We start from the raw sequence: 16,669 nt of genomic DNA on the forward strand, positions 1-16,669 counted from the left end.
GCGTCGCGACCCCAATGAGGGGGCCAGGAGCTTCAAGGCGCTCCCGGCCAAGGAGGGTGGTACCGCGGGAGCGCGAGCTCTCGTCCCTCCGACGGAACGCAACCAGCACGTGTCCGCCGGAGGAAGAATCCGATGACGCAGTACCGCCAGGTGCCCGCCCAGGTCGACCTGCCCGCTCTCGAACACGCCGTGCTCGACTTCTGGCGGGAGAACAAGATCTTCGCCCGGAGCCTCGAGCAGTCGGCGGGGCGGCCGGAGTGGATCTACTACGAGGGCCCCCCGACCGCCAACGGCATGCCGGGCGCCCACCACATCGAGGCCCGCGTCTTCAAGGACGTCTTCCCGCGCTTCCGCACCATGCGCGGCTATCACGTCGAGCGCAAGGCGGGCTGGGACTGCCACGGCCTGCCGGTCGAGCTGGCCGTCGAGAAGGAGCTCGGCTTCAGCGGCAAGCAGGACATCGAGGCGTACGGCATCGCCGAGTTCAACGACAAGTGCCGCGAGTCGGTCGGCCGGCACATCGACGCCTTCGCCGAGCTCACCAAGCGCATGGGGTTCTGGACCGACCTCGACGGCGCGTACTGGACCATGAACCCCGAGTACATCGAGTCGGTGTGGTGGTCGCTGAAGGAGATCTTCAACAAGGGGCTGCTGGTCCAGGACCACCGGGTCGCCCCCTGGTGTCCGCGCTGCGGTACCGGCCTGTCCGACCACGAGCTGGCGCAGGGCTATGAGACGGTCGTCGACCCCTCGGTCTTCGTGCGCTTCCCGCTGACCTCCGGACCGCTGGCGGGCGAGGCCGCGCTGCTGGTGTGGACGACCACGCCCTGGACGCTGGTGTCCAACACCGCCGTGGCCGCGCACCCCGAGGTCCGGTACGTGGTCGCCACGAACGGCGAGGAGAAGCTGGTCGTCGCCGAGCCGCTGCTGGAGAAGGCGCTCGGGGAGGGCTGGACCGCGACCGGTCAGGCCTTCACCGGCGCCGAGATGGAGCGCTGGACGTATCAGCGCCCCTTCTCTCTCGTGAACTTCGAGAGCGACGCGCACTTCGTGGTCAACGCCCACTACGTGACCACCGAGGACGGCACCGGCCTGGTCCACCAGGCCCCCGCGTTCGGCGAGGACGACCTGCTGACCTGCCGCGCGTACGGCCTGCCGGTGGTCAACCCGGTCCGCCCGGACGGCACCTTCGAGGAAGGCCTGGAGCTTGTCGGCGGCCAGTTCTTCAAGAAGGCCGACGAGGCGCTGACGGCCGATCTGGACGCCCGCGGCCTGCTGTTCCGGCATGTGCCGTACGAGCACAGCTACCCGCACTGCTGGCGCTGCCACACCGCGCTGCTCTACTACGCCCAGCCGTCCTGGTACATCCGCACCACCGCGATCAAGGACGCGCTGCTGCGCGAGAACGAGCGGACGAACTGGTTCCCCGACTCGGTCAAGCACGGCCGCTACGGCGACTGGCTGAACAACAACATCGACTGGGCCCTGTCCCGCAACCGCTACTGGGGCACACCGCTGCCCATCTGGCGCTGCCAGGAGAACCACCTCACCGTCGTCGGCTCCCGCGCCGAGCTCTCCGAGCTCACCGGCGCCGACCAGAGCGGACTGGACCCGCACCGGCCGTTCATCGACGAGATCACCTTCACCTGCACCGCCGAGGGCTGCGAGCTGGAGGCCACGCGGGTCCCCGAGGTCATCGACGCCTGGTACGACTCGGGCTCGATGCCCTTCGCCCAGTGGGGCTACCCGTACCGCAACAAGGAGATCTTCGAGAAGCGCTACCCGGCGCAGTTCATCTCCGAGGCCATCGACCAGACCCGTGGCTGGTTCTACACCCTGATGGCGGTCGGCACGCTCGTCTTCGACAAGTCGAGCTACGAGAACGTGGTCTGCCTCGGACACATCCTGGCCGAGGACGGCCGGAAGATGTCCAAGCACCTGGGCAACATCCTGGAGCCGATCCCGCTCATGGACCAGCACGGCGCGGACGCCGTCCGCTGGTTCATGGCCGCCGGCGGCTCGCCCTGGGCCGCGCGCCGGGTGGGCCATGGCACCATCCAGGAGGTCGTCCGCAAGACGCTGCTCACCTACTGGAACACGGTCGCCTTCCAGGCCCTGTACGCCCGCACCTCGGGCTGGGCCCCGAGCGCGGCCGACCCGGCCCCGGCCGACCGGCCGCTGCTCGACCGCTGGCTGCTGAGCGAGCTGGGCGTGCTGACCGACCAGGTGACGCAGGCTCTGGAGGCGTTCGACACCCAGCGCGCCGGCAAGCTGCTGTCGGGCTTCGTCGACGACCTGTCCAACTGGTACGTCCGCCGCTCCCGTCGCCGCTTCTGGCAGGGCGACGCGGCCGCGCTGCGCACGCTGCACGACGTGATCGAGACGGTCACCCGGCTCATGGCCCCGCTCGTCCCCTTCATCACCGAGCGGGTCTGGCAGGACCTGATCGTCCCGGTCGTCCCGGACGCCCCGGAGTCCGTGCACCTCGCCTCGTGGCCGGAGGTCGCCGAGGGCCAGGTCGACCCCGCCCTCTCGACGCACATGACGCTGGTGCGCCGGCTGGTCGAGCTGGGCCGCGCGACCCGCGCCGAGTCCGGGGTCAAGACCCGCCAGCCGCTGTCGCGCGCGCTGGTCGCGGCGTCCGGTTTCGAGTCGCTCTCCGCGGAGCTGCGCACGCAGATCGAGGAGGAGCTGAACGTCTCCTCGCTGGCCTCGCTGAGCGAGGTCGGCGGCTCGCTTGTCGACACCACGGCGAAGGCCAACTTCCGTGCCCTCGGCAAGCGCTTCGGCAAGGGCACCCAGCCGGTCGCCAAGGCGATCGCCGAGGCGGACGCGGCCGCGCTGTCGGTGGCGCTGCGCGAGGGGACGGCGTCGGTGGTCGTGGACGGCGAGACGGTCGCGCTGTCCCCGGACGAGGTGATCATCACCGAGACGCCGCGCGAGGGTTGGTCGGTCGCCTCCGACTCGGGCGCCACGGTGGCCCTCGACCTGGAGATCACCCCGGAGCTGCGGCGCGCGGGGCTCGCCCGTGACGCGATCCGGCTGATCCAGGAGGCCCGCAAGAACAGCGGCCTCGACGTGGCCGACCGGATCGCGCTGCGCTGGAGCACGGCCGACGAAGAGGTTCGTACGGCGCTGACCGACCACGCGGCGCTGATCGCGGACGAGGTCCTCGCGACGGACTTCGCTTCCGGTGACGGCGACTCCGGCTACGGCGAGGAGTTCGCCGACGCGGCGCTGGGCCTCACGTTCCGCCTCCGCAAGGCGTAGCCCCTTTTTGCGCCTAAACCGGCGCCGCTCTCGCGGACCTGGTTGCTCGCCGTATGGGTTGCGCAATTGATGGTTGCGTCTTCGGCGCGGACATCGTGGTGGGGCCGGGGCTTCGGCCCCCACCATGCGGCGGAGCCGCGTGCATACGGTTACGCACCCCAGTCCGCGAGAGCGGCGCCGGTTCAGGCGCACGACACGGGTCGGGCCCGGGAGCATCGCTCCCGGGCCCGACCCGTCTGATTACCGACCCTTACGCGCTGCGCGCTACGCCGCGCGCCGCCGCGTCAGTTGTCGTCCTCGTCGATGAGGAACCCGCGCATGGGGCTCGGCGCCTGCTGCATCGGCTGCGGGCTCTGCGGCCGCACCGGTGCCATCGGCTGGGTCATCGCGGGGGACATCTGCTGCTGGCCGCCGTAGGACGGCGCGCCGCCGCCCTGGGTGTGGCCGCCCATGGGCTGGTTGCCGCCCATGGTGTGGCCGCCCATCGCACTCGCGCCGGCCGAGGCCATGGAGCCCGTCATGGACGGGGACGGCGGCAGGGAGGCGGTCGCCGGGGTGCGCGGCGGGGCCAGCGAGTCGTCGGCCTGGTTCTCCAACTGGCGCAGCTGGCTCTCCAGGTACGACTTCAGCCGGGTGCGGTACTCGCGCTCGAAGCCGCGCAGGTCCTCGACCTTGCGCTCCAGCGTGGCGCGCGCGGACTCCAGCGAGCCCATCGCGACGCGGTGCTTCTCCTGCGCGTCCCGCTCCAGCGCGTCGGCCTTGGCGCGGGCGTCGCGCTCCAGGCCCTCGGCGCGGCTGCGGGCCTCACCGACGATCTTGTTGGCCTCGGAACGGGCCTCCGCGATCGCCTGGTCGGCGGTCTGCTGTGCGAGCGAGAGCACGCGCGCGGCGCTGTCGCCGCCCGGGCCCTGGCCCGGCTGCGGCAGCTGCGGGCCGCCGGGGCCGCCCATCGGACCGCCCATGGGGCCACCGGGGCCCATCGGACCGCCCTGGCCCATCGGACCGGGGCCGCCCTGACCCATCGGGCCGCCCTGGCCCATCGGCCCACCCTGACCCATCGGACCACCCTGGCCCATAGGCCCACCCTGGACCATGGGACCGCCCTGACCCATCGGGCCGCCCTGGCCCATCGGGCCGGGACCACCCGGACCCATCGGACCCGGTCCGCCCTGGCCCATGGGGCCCGCCGGCAGCTGCGGGGCACCGCCCGGAAGTTGGGGCGGGCCACCCATCTGCTGCTGGCCGGGCGGCACGGGCTGCGGTCCGGATATGGCGGCGGGGACGGGGGCGCCGGGTCGCTCCTGCTGTTCCGGCGGTTTACGCATGTTCTGTTGCTGACTCTGCGCGGCGGCCCGGGTCGCGGCGGCCAGTTTGGCCCGCAGATCCTCGTTTTCGCGCAGCAGACGGGTCAGTTCGGCTTCGACCTCGTCGAGGAAGGCATCGACCTCGTCCTCGTCATAGCCTTCTCGGAGGCGGACGGTCGTGAACTGCTTGTTCCGCACGTCCTCGGGGGTCAACGGCATCTCTAACTCACCTCAACGTAGTCGTCGGCAATCGGCAAGACCGTATCGTTCACACGCTGCTCGCAAAATTGCGCACGACGTTGATCAGGATCCAGACGATGATCATCAGAACGAAGAAGGACAGGTCGAGCGCCACACCCCCGAGCTTCAGCGGCTTGATGAACCGCCGCAAGAGCTTCAGTGGCGGATCGGTGACAGTGTAGGTGGCCTCCAGGATGACCACCATCGCCTTGCCGGGTTGCCATGAGCGGGCGAACTGGAAGACGTAGTCCATCACCAGCCGGAAGATCAGCACGATCAGGAAGCAATACAGCGCGATGTAGATCACCTGCAGTGCGATGTCCATCCCGCCGGTCCCTCTCCCCTTGTTCGTGCCCGGCCGTACGGCCTGTGGATGACTCGGTGTTGCCGTGTTGCGTCTCAGCTTTGGTTGAAGAACCCGCCCTCTGCGATACGGGCCTTGTCCTCCGCCGTGACATCGACGTTAGCAGGAGACAACAGGAACACCTTCTGAGTCACCCGCTCAATGCTCCCATGGAGGCCGAAGACGAGTCCGGCCGCAAAGTCGACAAGTCGCTTCGCGTCCGTATCGTCCATCTCCGTCAGATTCATGATCACCGGAGTGCCCTCACGGAAGTGTTCCCCGATAGTACGGGCCTCGTTGTAGGTCCTGGGGTGCAGCGTGGTGATGCGGTACGGCTCTCGCTCGGACACGACCTTGGGCATGATCACCGGCGCGTTCTTCTCCAAGTTCTGGCGTTCAGGTGTGATGGATGCCACGGGGGCGATTCGCGCGGGTCGTCCGGTTTCCGCTGTGAGCGGGGCGGGTTCACGCTGCGCCGGAGGATGGACGACTCGTACAGATTCGCTCCTCTCCGGCCTCGGCTCGGTTTCCGCCACCTGATGCCTGCGACGATCCCGATCGGGCTCCGGTTCGGGCTCGAACTCGTCGTCGGGGTCGAATCCCCGGCCGTCGTACCCATCGTCCTCCACGAGGCCGAGGTAGACCGCCATCTTGCGCATCGCGCCGGCCATTCTCTGCGTCCTCCGCTCTGTGGTGGATCGGCTCCGCCACCGGATGCCTTGGATCCACGCGGCCTGCCCGCCTTTTGGCGGGAATGACCATATTTTCTGCTGTGGTCCGACTTCTTCGCGACGTTACCGGAGCCTGGGTCGGACTCCGAGCACCGCCGTGCCGACGCGCACATGTGTCGCTCCGGCCGCAACCGCGTCCTCGAGATCCGAGCTCATCCCCGCCGAGACCATGTTCGCAGCAGGATGGGCCACGCGCAGGCTGGATGAGATTTCCATCAGCCGATCGAAGGCGGCCCGAGGCCACCCCGCGTACGGTCCGGCCAGCGGGGCCACCGTCATCAGCCCGTCCAGCCGCAGCCCCTGAGCCTCCGCCACCGCCTCGGCGAGCGCCTCCACTCCGTCCGGCGCGACACCTCCCCGCTCTCCCTGTTGCCCCGACTCGGCGTCGAGGGCCACCTGAATCAGACAGCCGAGTTCACGGCCGGCCCCCGCCGCCGCGCGTGACAGCGCGCCGACTAGCCGCTTGCGGTCGACAGATTGCACCATATCGGCATAACTGGCCACCGATCGCACCTTGTTGGTCTGCAATTGCCCGACAAAGTGCCAAATCAGCGGAAGGTCGGCGCATTCGGCCGCTTTCGGGGCGGCGTCCTGGTCGCGGTTCTCCGCCACATGATGAACGCCGAGTTCCGCGAGCAGCCGGACATCGCTCGCCGGGTAGGTCTTGGTCACCACAATCAACGTGACTTCTTCACGTTTGCGGTTGGCAGCCGCACAAGCCGCGGAGATACGTTCCTCCACGCGTGCGAGATTTTCGGCCAGTTCCGTTCTGCGGTCCGTCACAGCTCAGCCGTCCAACCAGACATAACTCGCGAGCCGCCCCGTGGTGCGCTCGCGCCGGTACGAGAAGTGGTCCGCGGATTCCAGCGTGCAGATATGGGGGTGATCCCCCACCGGCACGCCCGCGCGCACGAGTTGGGAGCGCGCTCCGGCGGGCACATCCACCGCCGGAGTGCCCCAACTGGTCTCGGCCCACGCCCCGGGCACCGTCTCGGCGACCTCGGCGCGCATCTCCGCCGGGACCTCGTAGCAGCGGCCGCAGACCGAGGGGCCGGTGCGGGCGAGAATGCGGGCGGGGTCCGCGCCCAGTTCGGTCATCGCACGGACCACGGCGGGCACGACCCCGGCGACCAGGCCCGGCCGCCCGGCGTGCGCCGCCCCGGCGACCCCGGCCACCGGATCGGCCAGCAGCACCGGGGTGCAGTCGGCGGTGAGGACGGCGAGTGCGAGCCCCCGACGCGCCGTCACCACCGCGTCGACCGCCGGAACCTCGCGGTCACCCCACGGCCCGTCGACCACGGCCACATCCCGGCCGTGCACCTGGTTCATCCACACGACCTCGGCCGGGTCCAGGCCCAGTGCCTTCGCCGCCAGCTCGCGGTTGGTCCGGACGGCCGCGGGGTCGTCGCCGACCGCGCCGCCGAGGTTGAGCTCGTCATACGGAGCGGCGCTCACCCCGCCCCACCGGTCGGTGAAGGCGAAGTGCGCGCCGCTCGCGTCGTGCTGTTGCGCTATCACTTCTGGATCGCTTCAGGATCGCCGTGGAGCCATGTCGGCACGGCTCACTTGAGGAAGTCCGGCACGTCCAGCTCCTCGGCCTGGCTGTCCGAGTACGGACGGGCCGGCGGGACCTGGTGGGTGGGCATCGGGGCCGGCGGGACCTCGGCGACGGGGGCCGGCTCGGGCGCGGACTCCTCCTCGCGCGGGGTGACGCTGCCGAGCCCGCCGAAGGACGGCCGGCTGCCGGTGTCGGAGGACGAGCGGCCGACGCTGGAGCCGACCGAGCCGAGGCCCTCGTCACGGCTGCCGCCGCCGTAGGAACCGAGCACCTTGTCGCGGTTCTTGGCCGGCGGCTGACCGCCGTCGAAGCCCGCCGCGATGACGGTGACCCGGACCTCGTCGCCGAGCGCGTCGTCGATCACCGCGCCGAAGATGATGTTGGCCTCGGGGTGCGCGGCCTCGCTCACCAGCTGGGCGGCCTCGTTGATCTCGAACAGGCCGAGGTCGGAGCCGCCGGAGATGGAGAGCAGCACGCCGCGCGCGCCGTCGATGGAGGCCTCGAGCAGCGGCGAGGAGATCGCCATCTCGGCGGCGGCCACCGCGCGGTCGTCGCCGCGGGCCGAGCCGATGCCCATGAGCGCCGAGCCGGCCTCGGACATCACCGACTTGACGTCCGCGAAGTCGAGGTTGATCAGGCCCGGGGTGGTGATCAGGTCGGTGATGCCCTGGACGCCCGACAGCAGCACCTGGTCCGCGGACTTGAACGCGTCGAGCACGCTCACCTGACGGTCCGAAATGGACAGCAGCCGGTCGTTCGGAATCACGATGAGGGTGTCGACCTCGTCGCGCAGCCCGGCGATGCCGTCCTCGGCCTGATTGGCGCGGCGACGGCCCTCGAAGGTGAACGGACGGGTGACCACGCCGATCGTCAGTGCGCCCAGCGAGCGGGCGATGTTGGCGACGACGGGGGCGCCGCCGGTGCCGGTGCCGCCGCCCTCGCCCGCGGTGACGAAGACCATGTCGGCCCCCTTGAGGACCTCCTCGATCTCCTCGCGGTGGTCCTCGGCGGCCTTGCGGCCGACGTCGGGATTGGCGCCGGCGCCGAGGCCGCGGGTGAGCTCACGGCCGACGTCGAGTTTGACGTCCGCGTCACTCATCAGCAGGGCCTGCGCATCGGTGTTGATCGCGATGAACTCGACGCCCTTGAGCCCGACCTCGATCATCCGGTTGATGGCATTCACGCCACCGCCGCCGATGCCGACGACCTTGATGACTGCGAGGTAGTTCTGCGGTGCTGCCACGTCGAAGGCCTCTCGCCTCGAGTTACGTGTCGTCACCCCGCTGTTGCCGCGGTGCGCCGACTGATGCCGAATGGGACGGTTCTGATCGCCGACCCCAACCCTAACGCTGAAGTTTAGGGTTACCAGTGCCTCTGTTTCCTGGAGTCTTCGGAACAGGACACTAAGTCGACAAGTGGCGCGCGTTCAACGAACACGCCGAACCTCCCGTTTTTCTTTTCACCCTATGTGATCACCCAGCGGGCAAGCGAACCAGGGTCCTGGCCTGCCGCTATGTACGTCAACTATGCGACACGGCGGGAGCCGTCGGCGCCTGGACGTCGTAGCGCTCCGCGTCCGGCACCGCCTTCATGAGCGCGGTCAGCGTCTTGGCCTTCGCAGCCCCGCGCTCGGAGCTCCCCCAGGCGACCGTGCGGCCCCGGGTCAGCCCCAGCGTGATCGAGTCATAGGACGTGACGCGCACGGTGAGCGTGTCCGCCCGGACCGTCTCGGGCAGTTGAGCGAGCACGCCGACCGCCTCGCGGCGCAGCCTGGTCGCCCCGAAATGGCGCGAACTCGGCGACCGGTCCGCCTCCACTTCCAGCAGCGGAACGCCCTTCACGGCCTGTGGGACGGTCGCGAACAGCACGCCCTCCTCGTCCACTTCGACGTACTTGCCGCTTTTCTCGACCAGCGCCTCGGGCCGGCGCTCGGTCACCCGTACGGCGATGGTGTGCGGCCAGGAGCGCGATACGTCCACCTCCGCTATCCGCGGCAGCCGCTCGCGCAGCCTGCGCTCGGTGGCGTCGGTGTCCACCGCGGCCAGGGGCTCGCCCAGCGGGACGGAGGCGGCCCGGCGCACCTCTTCCGGGGTCAGCGCGGCCGTGCCGCTGACGTTCACCTGCTCGACCCGCAGCCAGCTCGACCCGTACAGCAGCCAGGTGACCCCGGAGCCGAGGAGCGCGACCGCCACCGCCGTCACCAGCAGGGTGCGGCGGCGGGGCAGCCGGAGACGGCGGCGCGCCTTGATGACGGGCGGGGGCGGGCCGGGCGGCGGCGTCCGTCGGGCACCGCTCCTGGCGGTCGTCGCTCCGGCCACGCTTCGCGCCTTTCTCTCCGGTTGCCCCCGGCCCCACCTCTCCGGCCGAGGGCCCCGGAGGTCACCCTCCGGGGCGGCCCCGCGTACGCCCTAGCGGCGTGCCGCGATCGCCTCGTACACCATGCCGACCAGCAGCTCGTCGGCGTCCCTGCGGCCGAACTCGGCGGCGCGCCGGGACATCTCGTACAGCCGGTGCGGGTCGCCGAGCACCGGGAGCACATTGCCCTGCACCCACTCGGGGGTCAGCTCCGCGTCGTCGACCAGCAGCCCGCCGCCGGCCTTGACCAGTGGCTGGGCGTTGAGCCGCTGTTCGCCGTTGCCGATGGGCAGCGGGACATAGGCGGCCGGCAGCCCGACGGCGGACAGCTCGGCGACGGTCATCGCGCCCGCGCGGCAGAGCATCATGTCCGCCGCGGCGTACGCGAGGTCCATCCGGTCCACGTACGGTACCGGGACATAGGGCGGCATACCGGGCATGTTGTCCACGCGCGGCAGTTCGTTTTTCGGTCCGACCGCGTGCAGGATCTGGATTCCGGCCCGCTGGAGGAACGGGGCGACCGACTGGACCACCTCGTTGAGCCGGCGGGCGCCCTGCGAGCCGCCGGAGACCAGCAGCGTCGGCAGGTTCTGGTCGAGCCCGAAGGCGGCGCGCGCCTCGGGGCGGACCGCCGCCCGGTCGAGGGTGGCGATGGTGCGGCGCAGCGGGATGCCGACGTAGCGGGCGCCGCGCAGCTTGCTGTCCGGGGTGGAGACCGCGACGAACTTGGCGTAGCGGGAGCCGATCTTGTTGGCGAGGCCCGGCCGGGCGTTGGCCTCGTGGACGATGATGGGCACGCCGAGCCGCTTCGCGGCCAGATAGCCGGGCAGCGCCACATAGCCGCCGAAGCCGACCACGCAGTCGGCCTTGGTGCGCTCCAGGATCTGCTCGGCGGCCTTGATCGTGCCGCGCAGCCGCCCGGGGACGGTGATCAGCTCGGGGGTCGGCTTGCGCGGCAGCGGTACGGCGGGGATCAGCCCCAGTTCGTAACCCCGCTCGGGCACAAGCCGGGTCTCGAGCCCCCGCTCCGTGCCGAGCGCTGTGATCCCCACGGTCGGATCCTGCCTGCGCAGGGCGTCCGCGAGGGCGAGCGCGGGCTCGATGTGGCCGGCGGTCCCCCCACCGGCGAGTACGACATGCACCGAAATTCACCGCTCTCCGGACGGCCGCTTCTTGACGCGCCGTCTCATCGTCTTCCGTCTCACCCGAGCCAGCTTCTTCCACAAAGCAGGCTGCCGCATGGCCAGTGCCGCCCGCGCGCTCGGCTCCGCTCGCGCGAAGGCGATCAGCAGGCCGATCGCGAACATGGTCGGCAGCAGGGCGGACCCTCCGTAGGAGAACAGCGGGAGCGGGACCCCGGCGATCGGCAGCAGACCGAGCACCGCACCGATGTTGACCACGGCCTGGGCCGTGATCCAGGTGGTCACGCCTCCCGCGGCATACCTCACGAAGTGGTCCTCCGTGCGTCCGGCCACGCGGATACCCGCATAGCCTAGAGCCGCGAAGAGGACGAGGACCGACAGCGTCCCCGCAAGACCGAGTTCCTCCCCGGTAATGGCGAAGATGAAGTCGGTGTGCGGTTCGGGTAGTTCGCCCCATTTTTCCATACTTGCTCCGAGTCCGGAGCCGAACCAGCCGCCATTGGCCAGGGCGTAGATCCCGTGCACCGCCTGCCAGCACTGATCATTATGACCGGGCTCGGTGGCCCCGATGCAGGCGAGCCGGGACATCCGGTTGGCGCTGGTCTTGATCAGCAGCACGCCGATCGCCACGGCGAAGGCGAGCACCCCGCCGAACAGCCGGGTGGGGGCGCCGGCCAGCCACAGCAGGCCGAAGAGGATCGCGGTGAGGATGATCGCGGTGCCCATGTCCCCGCCCAGCATGATCAGGCCGAGCAGAATGGCCGCCGCGGGCACCAGCGGGACCAGCAGATGCTTCCACTGGCCCAGCAGCCGCTTGTCCTGCTTGCGGGCCAGCAGATCGGCCCCCCACAGCACGAGCGCGAGCTTGCCGAACTCGCTGGGCTGGAGCATGAACGGGCCGCCGAAGGAGATCCAGTTCTGGTTGCCGCCCACCGCCACCCCTATCCCCGGCACCTGGACCAGGCACATCAGGAAGACCGACACCGCGAGGAGGGGGTAGGCGAAGGCGCGGTGCAGCTTGATGGGCATGCGCACGGCGAGCAACAGCAGCACGCCGCCCAGCGCGGCGGCGAACAGCTGCTTGCGGAAGAAGTAGGAGGGGGCAAGACCCGACTGGAGCGCCTTGATCTGGGAGGCGGAGTAGACCATCACCAGGCCCAGCACGAGGATCAGCAGGCTGCCGCCCATGATCAGGTAGTAGGCCGTCAGCGGCCGGTCCCAGGCCCTTCTGACCCGCGTCTGCGCCCCGCGCACCGCCTCCAGCACGCTTGCGCGGGTGGGGCGGCGGGACGGGCGGGGGGCGCCCGGCCCGCGCCGGGGGCGGGTGAGGCGCATGGCCCGCTCGCGGGTGGCCGACCGGGCCCGGGGGGCCGCCCCCTTGCTCGCCGCCGTCCCCTCGCGCGCTGCCACGCCCTGACGCGCGGCGGTGCTCTTACTGGCGGCGGAGTTCTTACTGGCGGTCGCGCCCTTACGCGCGGCCGTGCTTTTACTCACGGCCGTGCTCTTGCGCGCCGAGTCGCCCTGGCGCGCTCCCGCCCGCGCCCGCGTGCCCGCGCGCTCCCGCGGATCGGCCTGGGCCCGCGGGGCCGCCTGGGCGCGTGGCGCGCCACGGCCGGTGCCCGGGCGGCCGGGCCTCCAGGGTCGCGGCGCGGCCGGCTGGTCAGCCGTCATGTCGTATCCCCTCCAAGGTCCCCGCGCGAGCGGTCCGCGCGGGGGACCGGCGGGTTACTGATCGTCCGGACCCTGGCCGGAGGCCAGGTCGCGAACCGCCGTGGCGAAGGCGTCGCCCCGCTTGTTGTAGTTGACGAACATGTCCATCGAGGCGCAGGCCGGGGCCAACAGGACCGTATCGCCCGGCCGGGCGAGCCGGGCCGCTTCCCGGACAGCCGCCGCCATCGCCCCAGTGTCGGTCCGGTCGAGGTCCACAACCGGGACATCTGCCGCGTGTCGCGCGAGCGCTTGCCGGATCAGGGCACGGTCCGCGCCGATCAGCACGACCCCGCGCAGCCGCTTCGCCGAGGCCACCACCAGCTCGTCGAAGGTGGCGCCCTTGGCCAGGCCGCCGGCGATCCACACGATGTGCTCGAAGCTGTCCAACGACGCCTGCGCCGCGTGGGTGTTGGTGGCCTTGGAGTCGTCCACATAGGCCACGCCCGCCACCTCCGCCACATGCTCGACGCGGTGCGGGTCGGGCCGGAACGCGCGCAGCCCGTCCCGTACGGCCGCGGGCGGCACGCCGTAGGCGCGGGCCAGGGCCGCCGCCGCGAGGGCGTTGGCGATGTTGTGCGGGGCCGGCGGGTTCACATCGGAGACCTCGGCGAGCTCCTGGGCCTGCTTCTGCCGGTTCTCCACGAAGGCCCGGTCGACCAGGATGTTCTCGACGACGCCGAGCTGTGACGGGCCGGGCGTGCCGAGGGTGAAGCCGATCGCGCGGCAGCCCTCCTCGACGTCGGCCGCGCGCACCAGGTCCTCGGTGGCCGGGTCGGCCACGTTGTAGACGCAGGCGACCTTGTTGCCCTCGTAGATCCGGCCCTTGTCGGCCGCGTACGCCGCCATCGAGCCGTGCCAGTCCAGGTGGTCCGGCGCGAGGTTGAGCACCGCGCCGGAGTGGGCGCGCAGCGACGGCGCCCAGTGCAGCTGGTAGCTGGAGAGCTCGACGGCCAGCACGTCGTACGGCTCCTCGCCGAGGACCACGTCCAGCAGTGAGACGCCGATGTTGCCGACCGCGGCGGTGCGCAGCCCGGCCGCCTCCAGGATGGCGGCCAGCATGCGCACGGTGGTGGTCTTGCCGTTGGTGCCGGTGACCGCGAGCCAGGGCGGCGCGTCAGGAGCCCTCAGCCGCCAGGCCAGCTCCACATCGCCCCACACCGGCACCCCGGCCTCGGCGGCCGCCTGGAACAGCGGGCTGCTCGGCTTCCAGCCGGGCGTGGTGACGATCAGGTCCGTGCCCTGGGGCAACGTGTCCCCGTCGCCGAGCCGGACCGTGACCCCCAGCGCCTCCAGCTCGGCCGCCTCGGCGCGCTGCCGCTCGCCGTCGACGCCGTTGACCACGGTCACCGCGGCCCCGAGGCCCCGCAGCGCACGCGCCGCGGGGACCCCGGAGACGCCGAGTCCGGCGACGGTGACATGCCGCCCGGCGAGGTCGGAGACGTCCAGTGTCACTGGGCTCGCCATCCCCCGTAGAAGAGGCCGAGTCCGACGATCACGCACATGCCCTGGATGATCCAGAACCGGACCACCACAAGGACCTCGCTCCACCCCTTGAGTTCGAAGTGGTGCTGTAGTGGAGCCATCCTGAAGACGCGCCGGCCGGTGAGCCGGAACGAGCCGACCTGGATGACCACGGACATGGTGATCAGGACGAACAGACCGCCGAGGATGGCGATCAGCAGCTCGGTGCGGGAGCAGATGGCCAGACCCGCGAGCGCGCCGCCGAGTGCGAGGGAGCCGGTGTCACCCATGAAGATCTTCGCGGGCGAGGTGTTCCACCACAGGAAGCCGAAGCAGGCGCCCATCAGCGCGGAGGCGACGACCGCGAGGTCGAGCGGGTCGCGGACCTCGAAACAGGACGCGGGGTTGGTGAGCGTCTGCGCGTTGGCGCAGGACTCCTGGTACTGCCAGACGCCGATGAAGGTGTAGGCGCCGAAGACCATCACGGAGGCGCCGGTGGCCAGACCGTCGAGGCCGTCGGTGAGGTTCACGCCGTTCGACATCGCCAGGATCATGAACAGCGCCCAGATCGCGAAGATCACCGGGCCGAAGGACCAGCCGAAGTCCTGGACGAAGGAGAGCCGGTCGGAGGCCGGGGTCTGCTGCCGGGAGTCGGCGAAGTTCAGCGAGAGGATCGCGAAGGCGACACCGACGATCAGCTGACCGAGCATCTTGGCCTTGGCGCGCAGCCCCAGGCTCCGCTGCTTGACGATCTTGATGTAGTCGTCCAGGAAGCCGACCAGGCCCATGCCCGCGAACAGGAACAGCACCAGCACGCCGGAGAAGGTGGGCTCGCTGCCGGTGATCACCTTCGTCAGGGCGTAGGCGATCAGCGTGGCCAGGATGAAGGAGATACCGCCCATGGTGGGCGTGCCCTTCTTGCTGCCGTGGCTGCGCGGGCCGTCGTCCCGGATGAACTGGCCGTAGCCCTTGCGCGCCAACAGCTTGATCAGCAGCGGGGTGCCGATCAGGGTCAGAAAGAGCCCGATGGCTCCCGAGAAGAGGATCTGCCTCATGCCACCCATCAGCGGACGCCCTCACCCTCGCCCTCGAGCAGAGCCTGCGCGACCCGCTCCAGCCCCACCGACCTGGATGCCTTCACCAACACGACGTCCCCCGGTCGCAGCTCGCTGCGCAACAGATCGACCGCCGCCCGCACGTCGGACACGTGCACCGACTCCTCACCCCACGAACCCTCGTTCTTGGCGCCCATGTCGAGCCAGGCGGCCTCCTGGCCACCGACCGCCACGAGCTTGCTGACGTTGAGCCTGACGGCCAGCCGCCCGACCGCGTCATGCTCGGCCAGTGACTCCTCGCCGAGCTCGGCCATCGGACCCAGCACCGCCCACGTGCGCCCCCCTTCCGCCTCCCCGGCCTTGCCCATCGCGACCAGCGCGCGCAGCGCGGCTCGCATGGACTCGGGGTTCGCGTTGTAGGCGTCGTTGACGACCGTCACGCCGTCCGGGCGCTCGGTGACCTCCATCCGCCAGCGGGAGAGCTGCCCCGCCTCGGAGAGCGCTGTGGCGATCTCGTCGACGGACATGCCCAACTCATGGGCGACGGCGGCCGCGGCAAGCGCGTTCGGCACGTGGTGCTCACCGTACAGGCGCATGGTCACTTCGCTGCACCCGGTGGGGGTGTGAAGGGTGAAGGCGGGCCGACCGCCGTCCGCGAGCCGGACATTCTCGGCACGGACGTCGGCGTCGGCGGCCTCCCCGAACAGCACCGTACGGGCCTTGGTGCGCGTCGCCATGGCGCGGACCAGGGGGTCGTCGGCGTTGAGCACCGCGACCCCGCCCTCCGCGGCGGCGGGCAGCGCCTCGACCAGCTCACCCTTGGCCTCGGCGATCGCCTCGCGGCCGCCGAACTCGCCGATGTGGGCCGTGCCGACGTTGAGGACCAGGCCGACCCGGGGTGGGGTGAGGTCGGTCAGGTACCGGATGTGGCCCTTGCCGCGGGCGCCCATCTCCAGCACCAGATGGCGGGTCGTCTCGTCGGCGGTCATCGCGGTCAGCGGCAGGCCGAGCTCGTTGTTGAGCGAGCCCGGCGTCCACACGGTGGGGCCGTGCCGCCGCAGCAGCTGCGCGATCAGGTCCTTGGTGCTGGTCTTGCCCGCCGAGCCGGTGAGCGCGACCACGGTGGCGTCCAGCCGCTGCACCACGGCACGGGCCAGCGCCCCCAGGGCGGCCTGGACGTCGGGCACGACGATCGCCGGTACGGGCGCGTCCGCGTCGGCAGGTGAGATGGGGCGGGCGGCCAGCACCGCCACCGCGCCCGCCTCGACCGCGCCGCGCGCGAAGTCGTGCCCGTCCACGCGCTCACCGGGGAGCGCCACGAAGAGGCCGCCGGGGCGCACCTCGCGGGAGTCGATCACGACGGGGCCGGTGACCTTCCGGTCCGTGTCCGGTATGTCGTGCGGCTGTCCGCCGACGATGCCGATGATCTCGGCGAGGGACAGAGCGATCACTGATCACCTCCGGCCGTGCGGGGAAGCTGCCGGGAGGGGGCTGGTGCGC

At 70.9% G+C, this 16,669-nt stretch carries 13 protein-coding genes; 1 reads left to right on the forward strand and 12 read right to left on the reverse strand.

Annotated features, from left to right (window positions below):
• Positions 1–132: 132 nt before the first annotated feature.
• A complete protein-coding gene (ileS, locus tag ACZ4WQ_RS01610; protein WP_398370155.1) occupies positions 133–3,270 on the forward strand; it encodes an isoleucine--tRNA ligase in 3,138 nt (1,045 codons plus the stop codon).
• A gap of 284 nt (positions 3,271–3,554) precedes the next feature.
• Here ileS and ACZ4WQ_RS01615 read toward each other — a convergent pair whose 3' ends face one another.
• From ACZ4WQ_RS01615 to ACZ4WQ_RS01670, 12 genes are all read right to left on the reverse strand, one after another.
• Positions 3,555–4,793, reverse strand: coding sequence for a DivIVA domain-containing protein (locus ACZ4WQ_RS01615; protein ID WP_361191141.1), 1,239 nt, complete (start codon positions 4,791–4,793; stop codon positions 3,555–3,557).
• A gap of 49 nt (positions 4,794–4,842) precedes the next feature.
• A complete protein-coding gene (locus ACZ4WQ_RS01620) occupies positions 4,843–5,139 on the reverse strand; it encodes a YggT family protein (RefSeq protein WP_311724749.1) in 297 nt (98 codons plus the stop codon).
• A gap of 74 nt (positions 5,140–5,213) precedes the next feature.
• Positions 5,214–5,828, reverse strand: a complete 615-nt coding sequence (locus ACZ4WQ_RS01625; protein ID WP_352131773.1) for a cell division protein SepF — start codon at positions 5,826–5,828, stop codon at positions 5,214–5,216.
• A 123-nt stretch (positions 5,829–5,951) separates the two neighbouring features.
• Positions 5,952–6,671, reverse strand: a complete 720-nt coding sequence (locus ACZ4WQ_RS01630) for a YggS family pyridoxal phosphate-dependent enzyme (protein ID WP_468021917.1) — start codon at positions 6,669–6,671, stop codon at positions 5,952–5,954.
• 3 nt (positions 6,672–6,674) lie between these two features.
• Positions 6,675–7,406, reverse strand: coding sequence for a peptidoglycan editing factor PgeF (gene pgeF / locus ACZ4WQ_RS01635; RefSeq protein WP_352131771.1), 732 nt, complete (start codon positions 7,404–7,406; stop codon positions 6,675–6,677).
• Between the two features lie 44 nt (positions 7,407–7,450).
• Positions 7,451–8,689 (reverse strand): cell division protein FtsZ, encoded by a 1,239-nt coding sequence (ftsZ, locus tag ACZ4WQ_RS01640; protein ID WP_311724745.1) that lies wholly within the window; start codon positions 8,687–8,689, stop codon positions 7,451–7,453.
• Positions 8,690–8,966: 277 nt separating this feature from the next.
• Positions 8,967–9,764, reverse strand: coding sequence for a cell division protein FtsQ/DivIB (locus tag ACZ4WQ_RS01645; RefSeq protein ID WP_468021918.1), 798 nt, complete (start codon positions 9,762–9,764; stop codon positions 8,967–8,969).
• Between the two features lie 90 nt (positions 9,765–9,854).
• A complete protein-coding gene (gene murG, locus ACZ4WQ_RS01650) occupies positions 9,855–10,943 on the reverse strand; it encodes an undecaprenyldiphospho-muramoylpentapeptide beta-N-acetylglucosaminyltransferase (protein WP_311724743.1) in 1,089 nt (362 codons plus the stop codon).
• Positions 10,944–10,949: 6 nt separating this feature from the next.
• Entirely contained in the window at positions 10,950–12,278 is a 1,329-nt protein-coding gene (gene ftsW / locus ACZ4WQ_RS01655) for a putative lipid II flippase FtsW (protein WP_394816766.1), read from the reverse strand.
• Positions 12,279–12,668: 390 nt separating this feature from the next.
• Positions 12,669–14,117 (reverse strand): UDP-N-acetylmuramoyl-L-alanine--D-glutamate ligase, encoded by a 1,449-nt coding sequence (gene murD, locus ACZ4WQ_RS01660; protein ID WP_398370147.1) that lies wholly within the window; start codon positions 14,115–14,117, stop codon positions 12,669–12,671.
• Positions 14,102–15,169 carry a phospho-N-acetylmuramoyl-pentapeptide-transferase gene (gene mraY / locus ACZ4WQ_RS01665; RefSeq protein ID WP_311724739.1) on the reverse strand — a complete coding sequence of 356 codons (1,068 nt, stop codon included), beginning with the start codon at positions 15,167–15,169 and terminating at the stop codon, positions 14,102–14,104. Before mraY ends, murD begins: the two co-directional genes overlap by 16 nt.
• An 8-nt stretch (positions 15,170–15,177) precedes the next feature.
• Positions 15,178–16,620 carry a UDP-N-acetylmuramoyl-tripeptide--D-alanyl-D-alanine ligase gene (locus ACZ4WQ_RS01670; RefSeq protein ID WP_358848713.1) on the reverse strand — a complete coding sequence of 481 codons (1,443 nt, stop codon included), beginning with the start codon at positions 16,618–16,620 and terminating at the stop codon, positions 15,178–15,180.
• Positions 16,621–16,669: the final 49 nt, after the last annotated feature.

Source organism: Streptomyces sp. NPDC028305 (assembly GCF_055569495.1).

Bases quoted from the DNA above. Each gene is read 5' to 3' on its own strand.
- ileS (WP_398370155.1), top strand. From the start codon at position 133: ATGACGCAGTACCGCCAGGTGCCCGCCCAGGTCGACCTGCCCGCTCTC.
- ACZ4WQ_RS01615 (WP_361191141.1), bottom strand. From the start codon at position 4,793: ATGCCGTTGACCCCCGAGGACGTGCGGAACAAGCAGTTCACGACCGTC.
- ACZ4WQ_RS01620 (WP_311724749.1), bottom strand. From the start codon at position 5,139: ATGGACATCGCACTGCAGGTGATCTACATCGCGCTGTATTGCTTCCTG.
- ACZ4WQ_RS01625 (WP_352131773.1), bottom strand. From the start codon at position 5,828: ATGGCCGGCGCGATGCGCAAGATGGCGGTCTACCTCGGCCTCGTGGAG.
- ftsW (WP_394816766.1), bottom strand. From the start codon at position 12,278: ATGCGCCTCACCCGCCCCCGGCGCGGGCCGGGCGCCCCCCGCCCGTCC.
- murD (WP_398370147.1), bottom strand. From the start codon at position 14,117: ATGGCGAGCCCAGTGACACTGGACGTCTCCGACCTCGCCGGGCGGCAT.
- mraY (WP_311724739.1), bottom strand. From the start codon at position 15,169: ATGAGGCAGATCCTCTTCTCGGGAGCCATCGGGCTCTTTCTGACCCTG.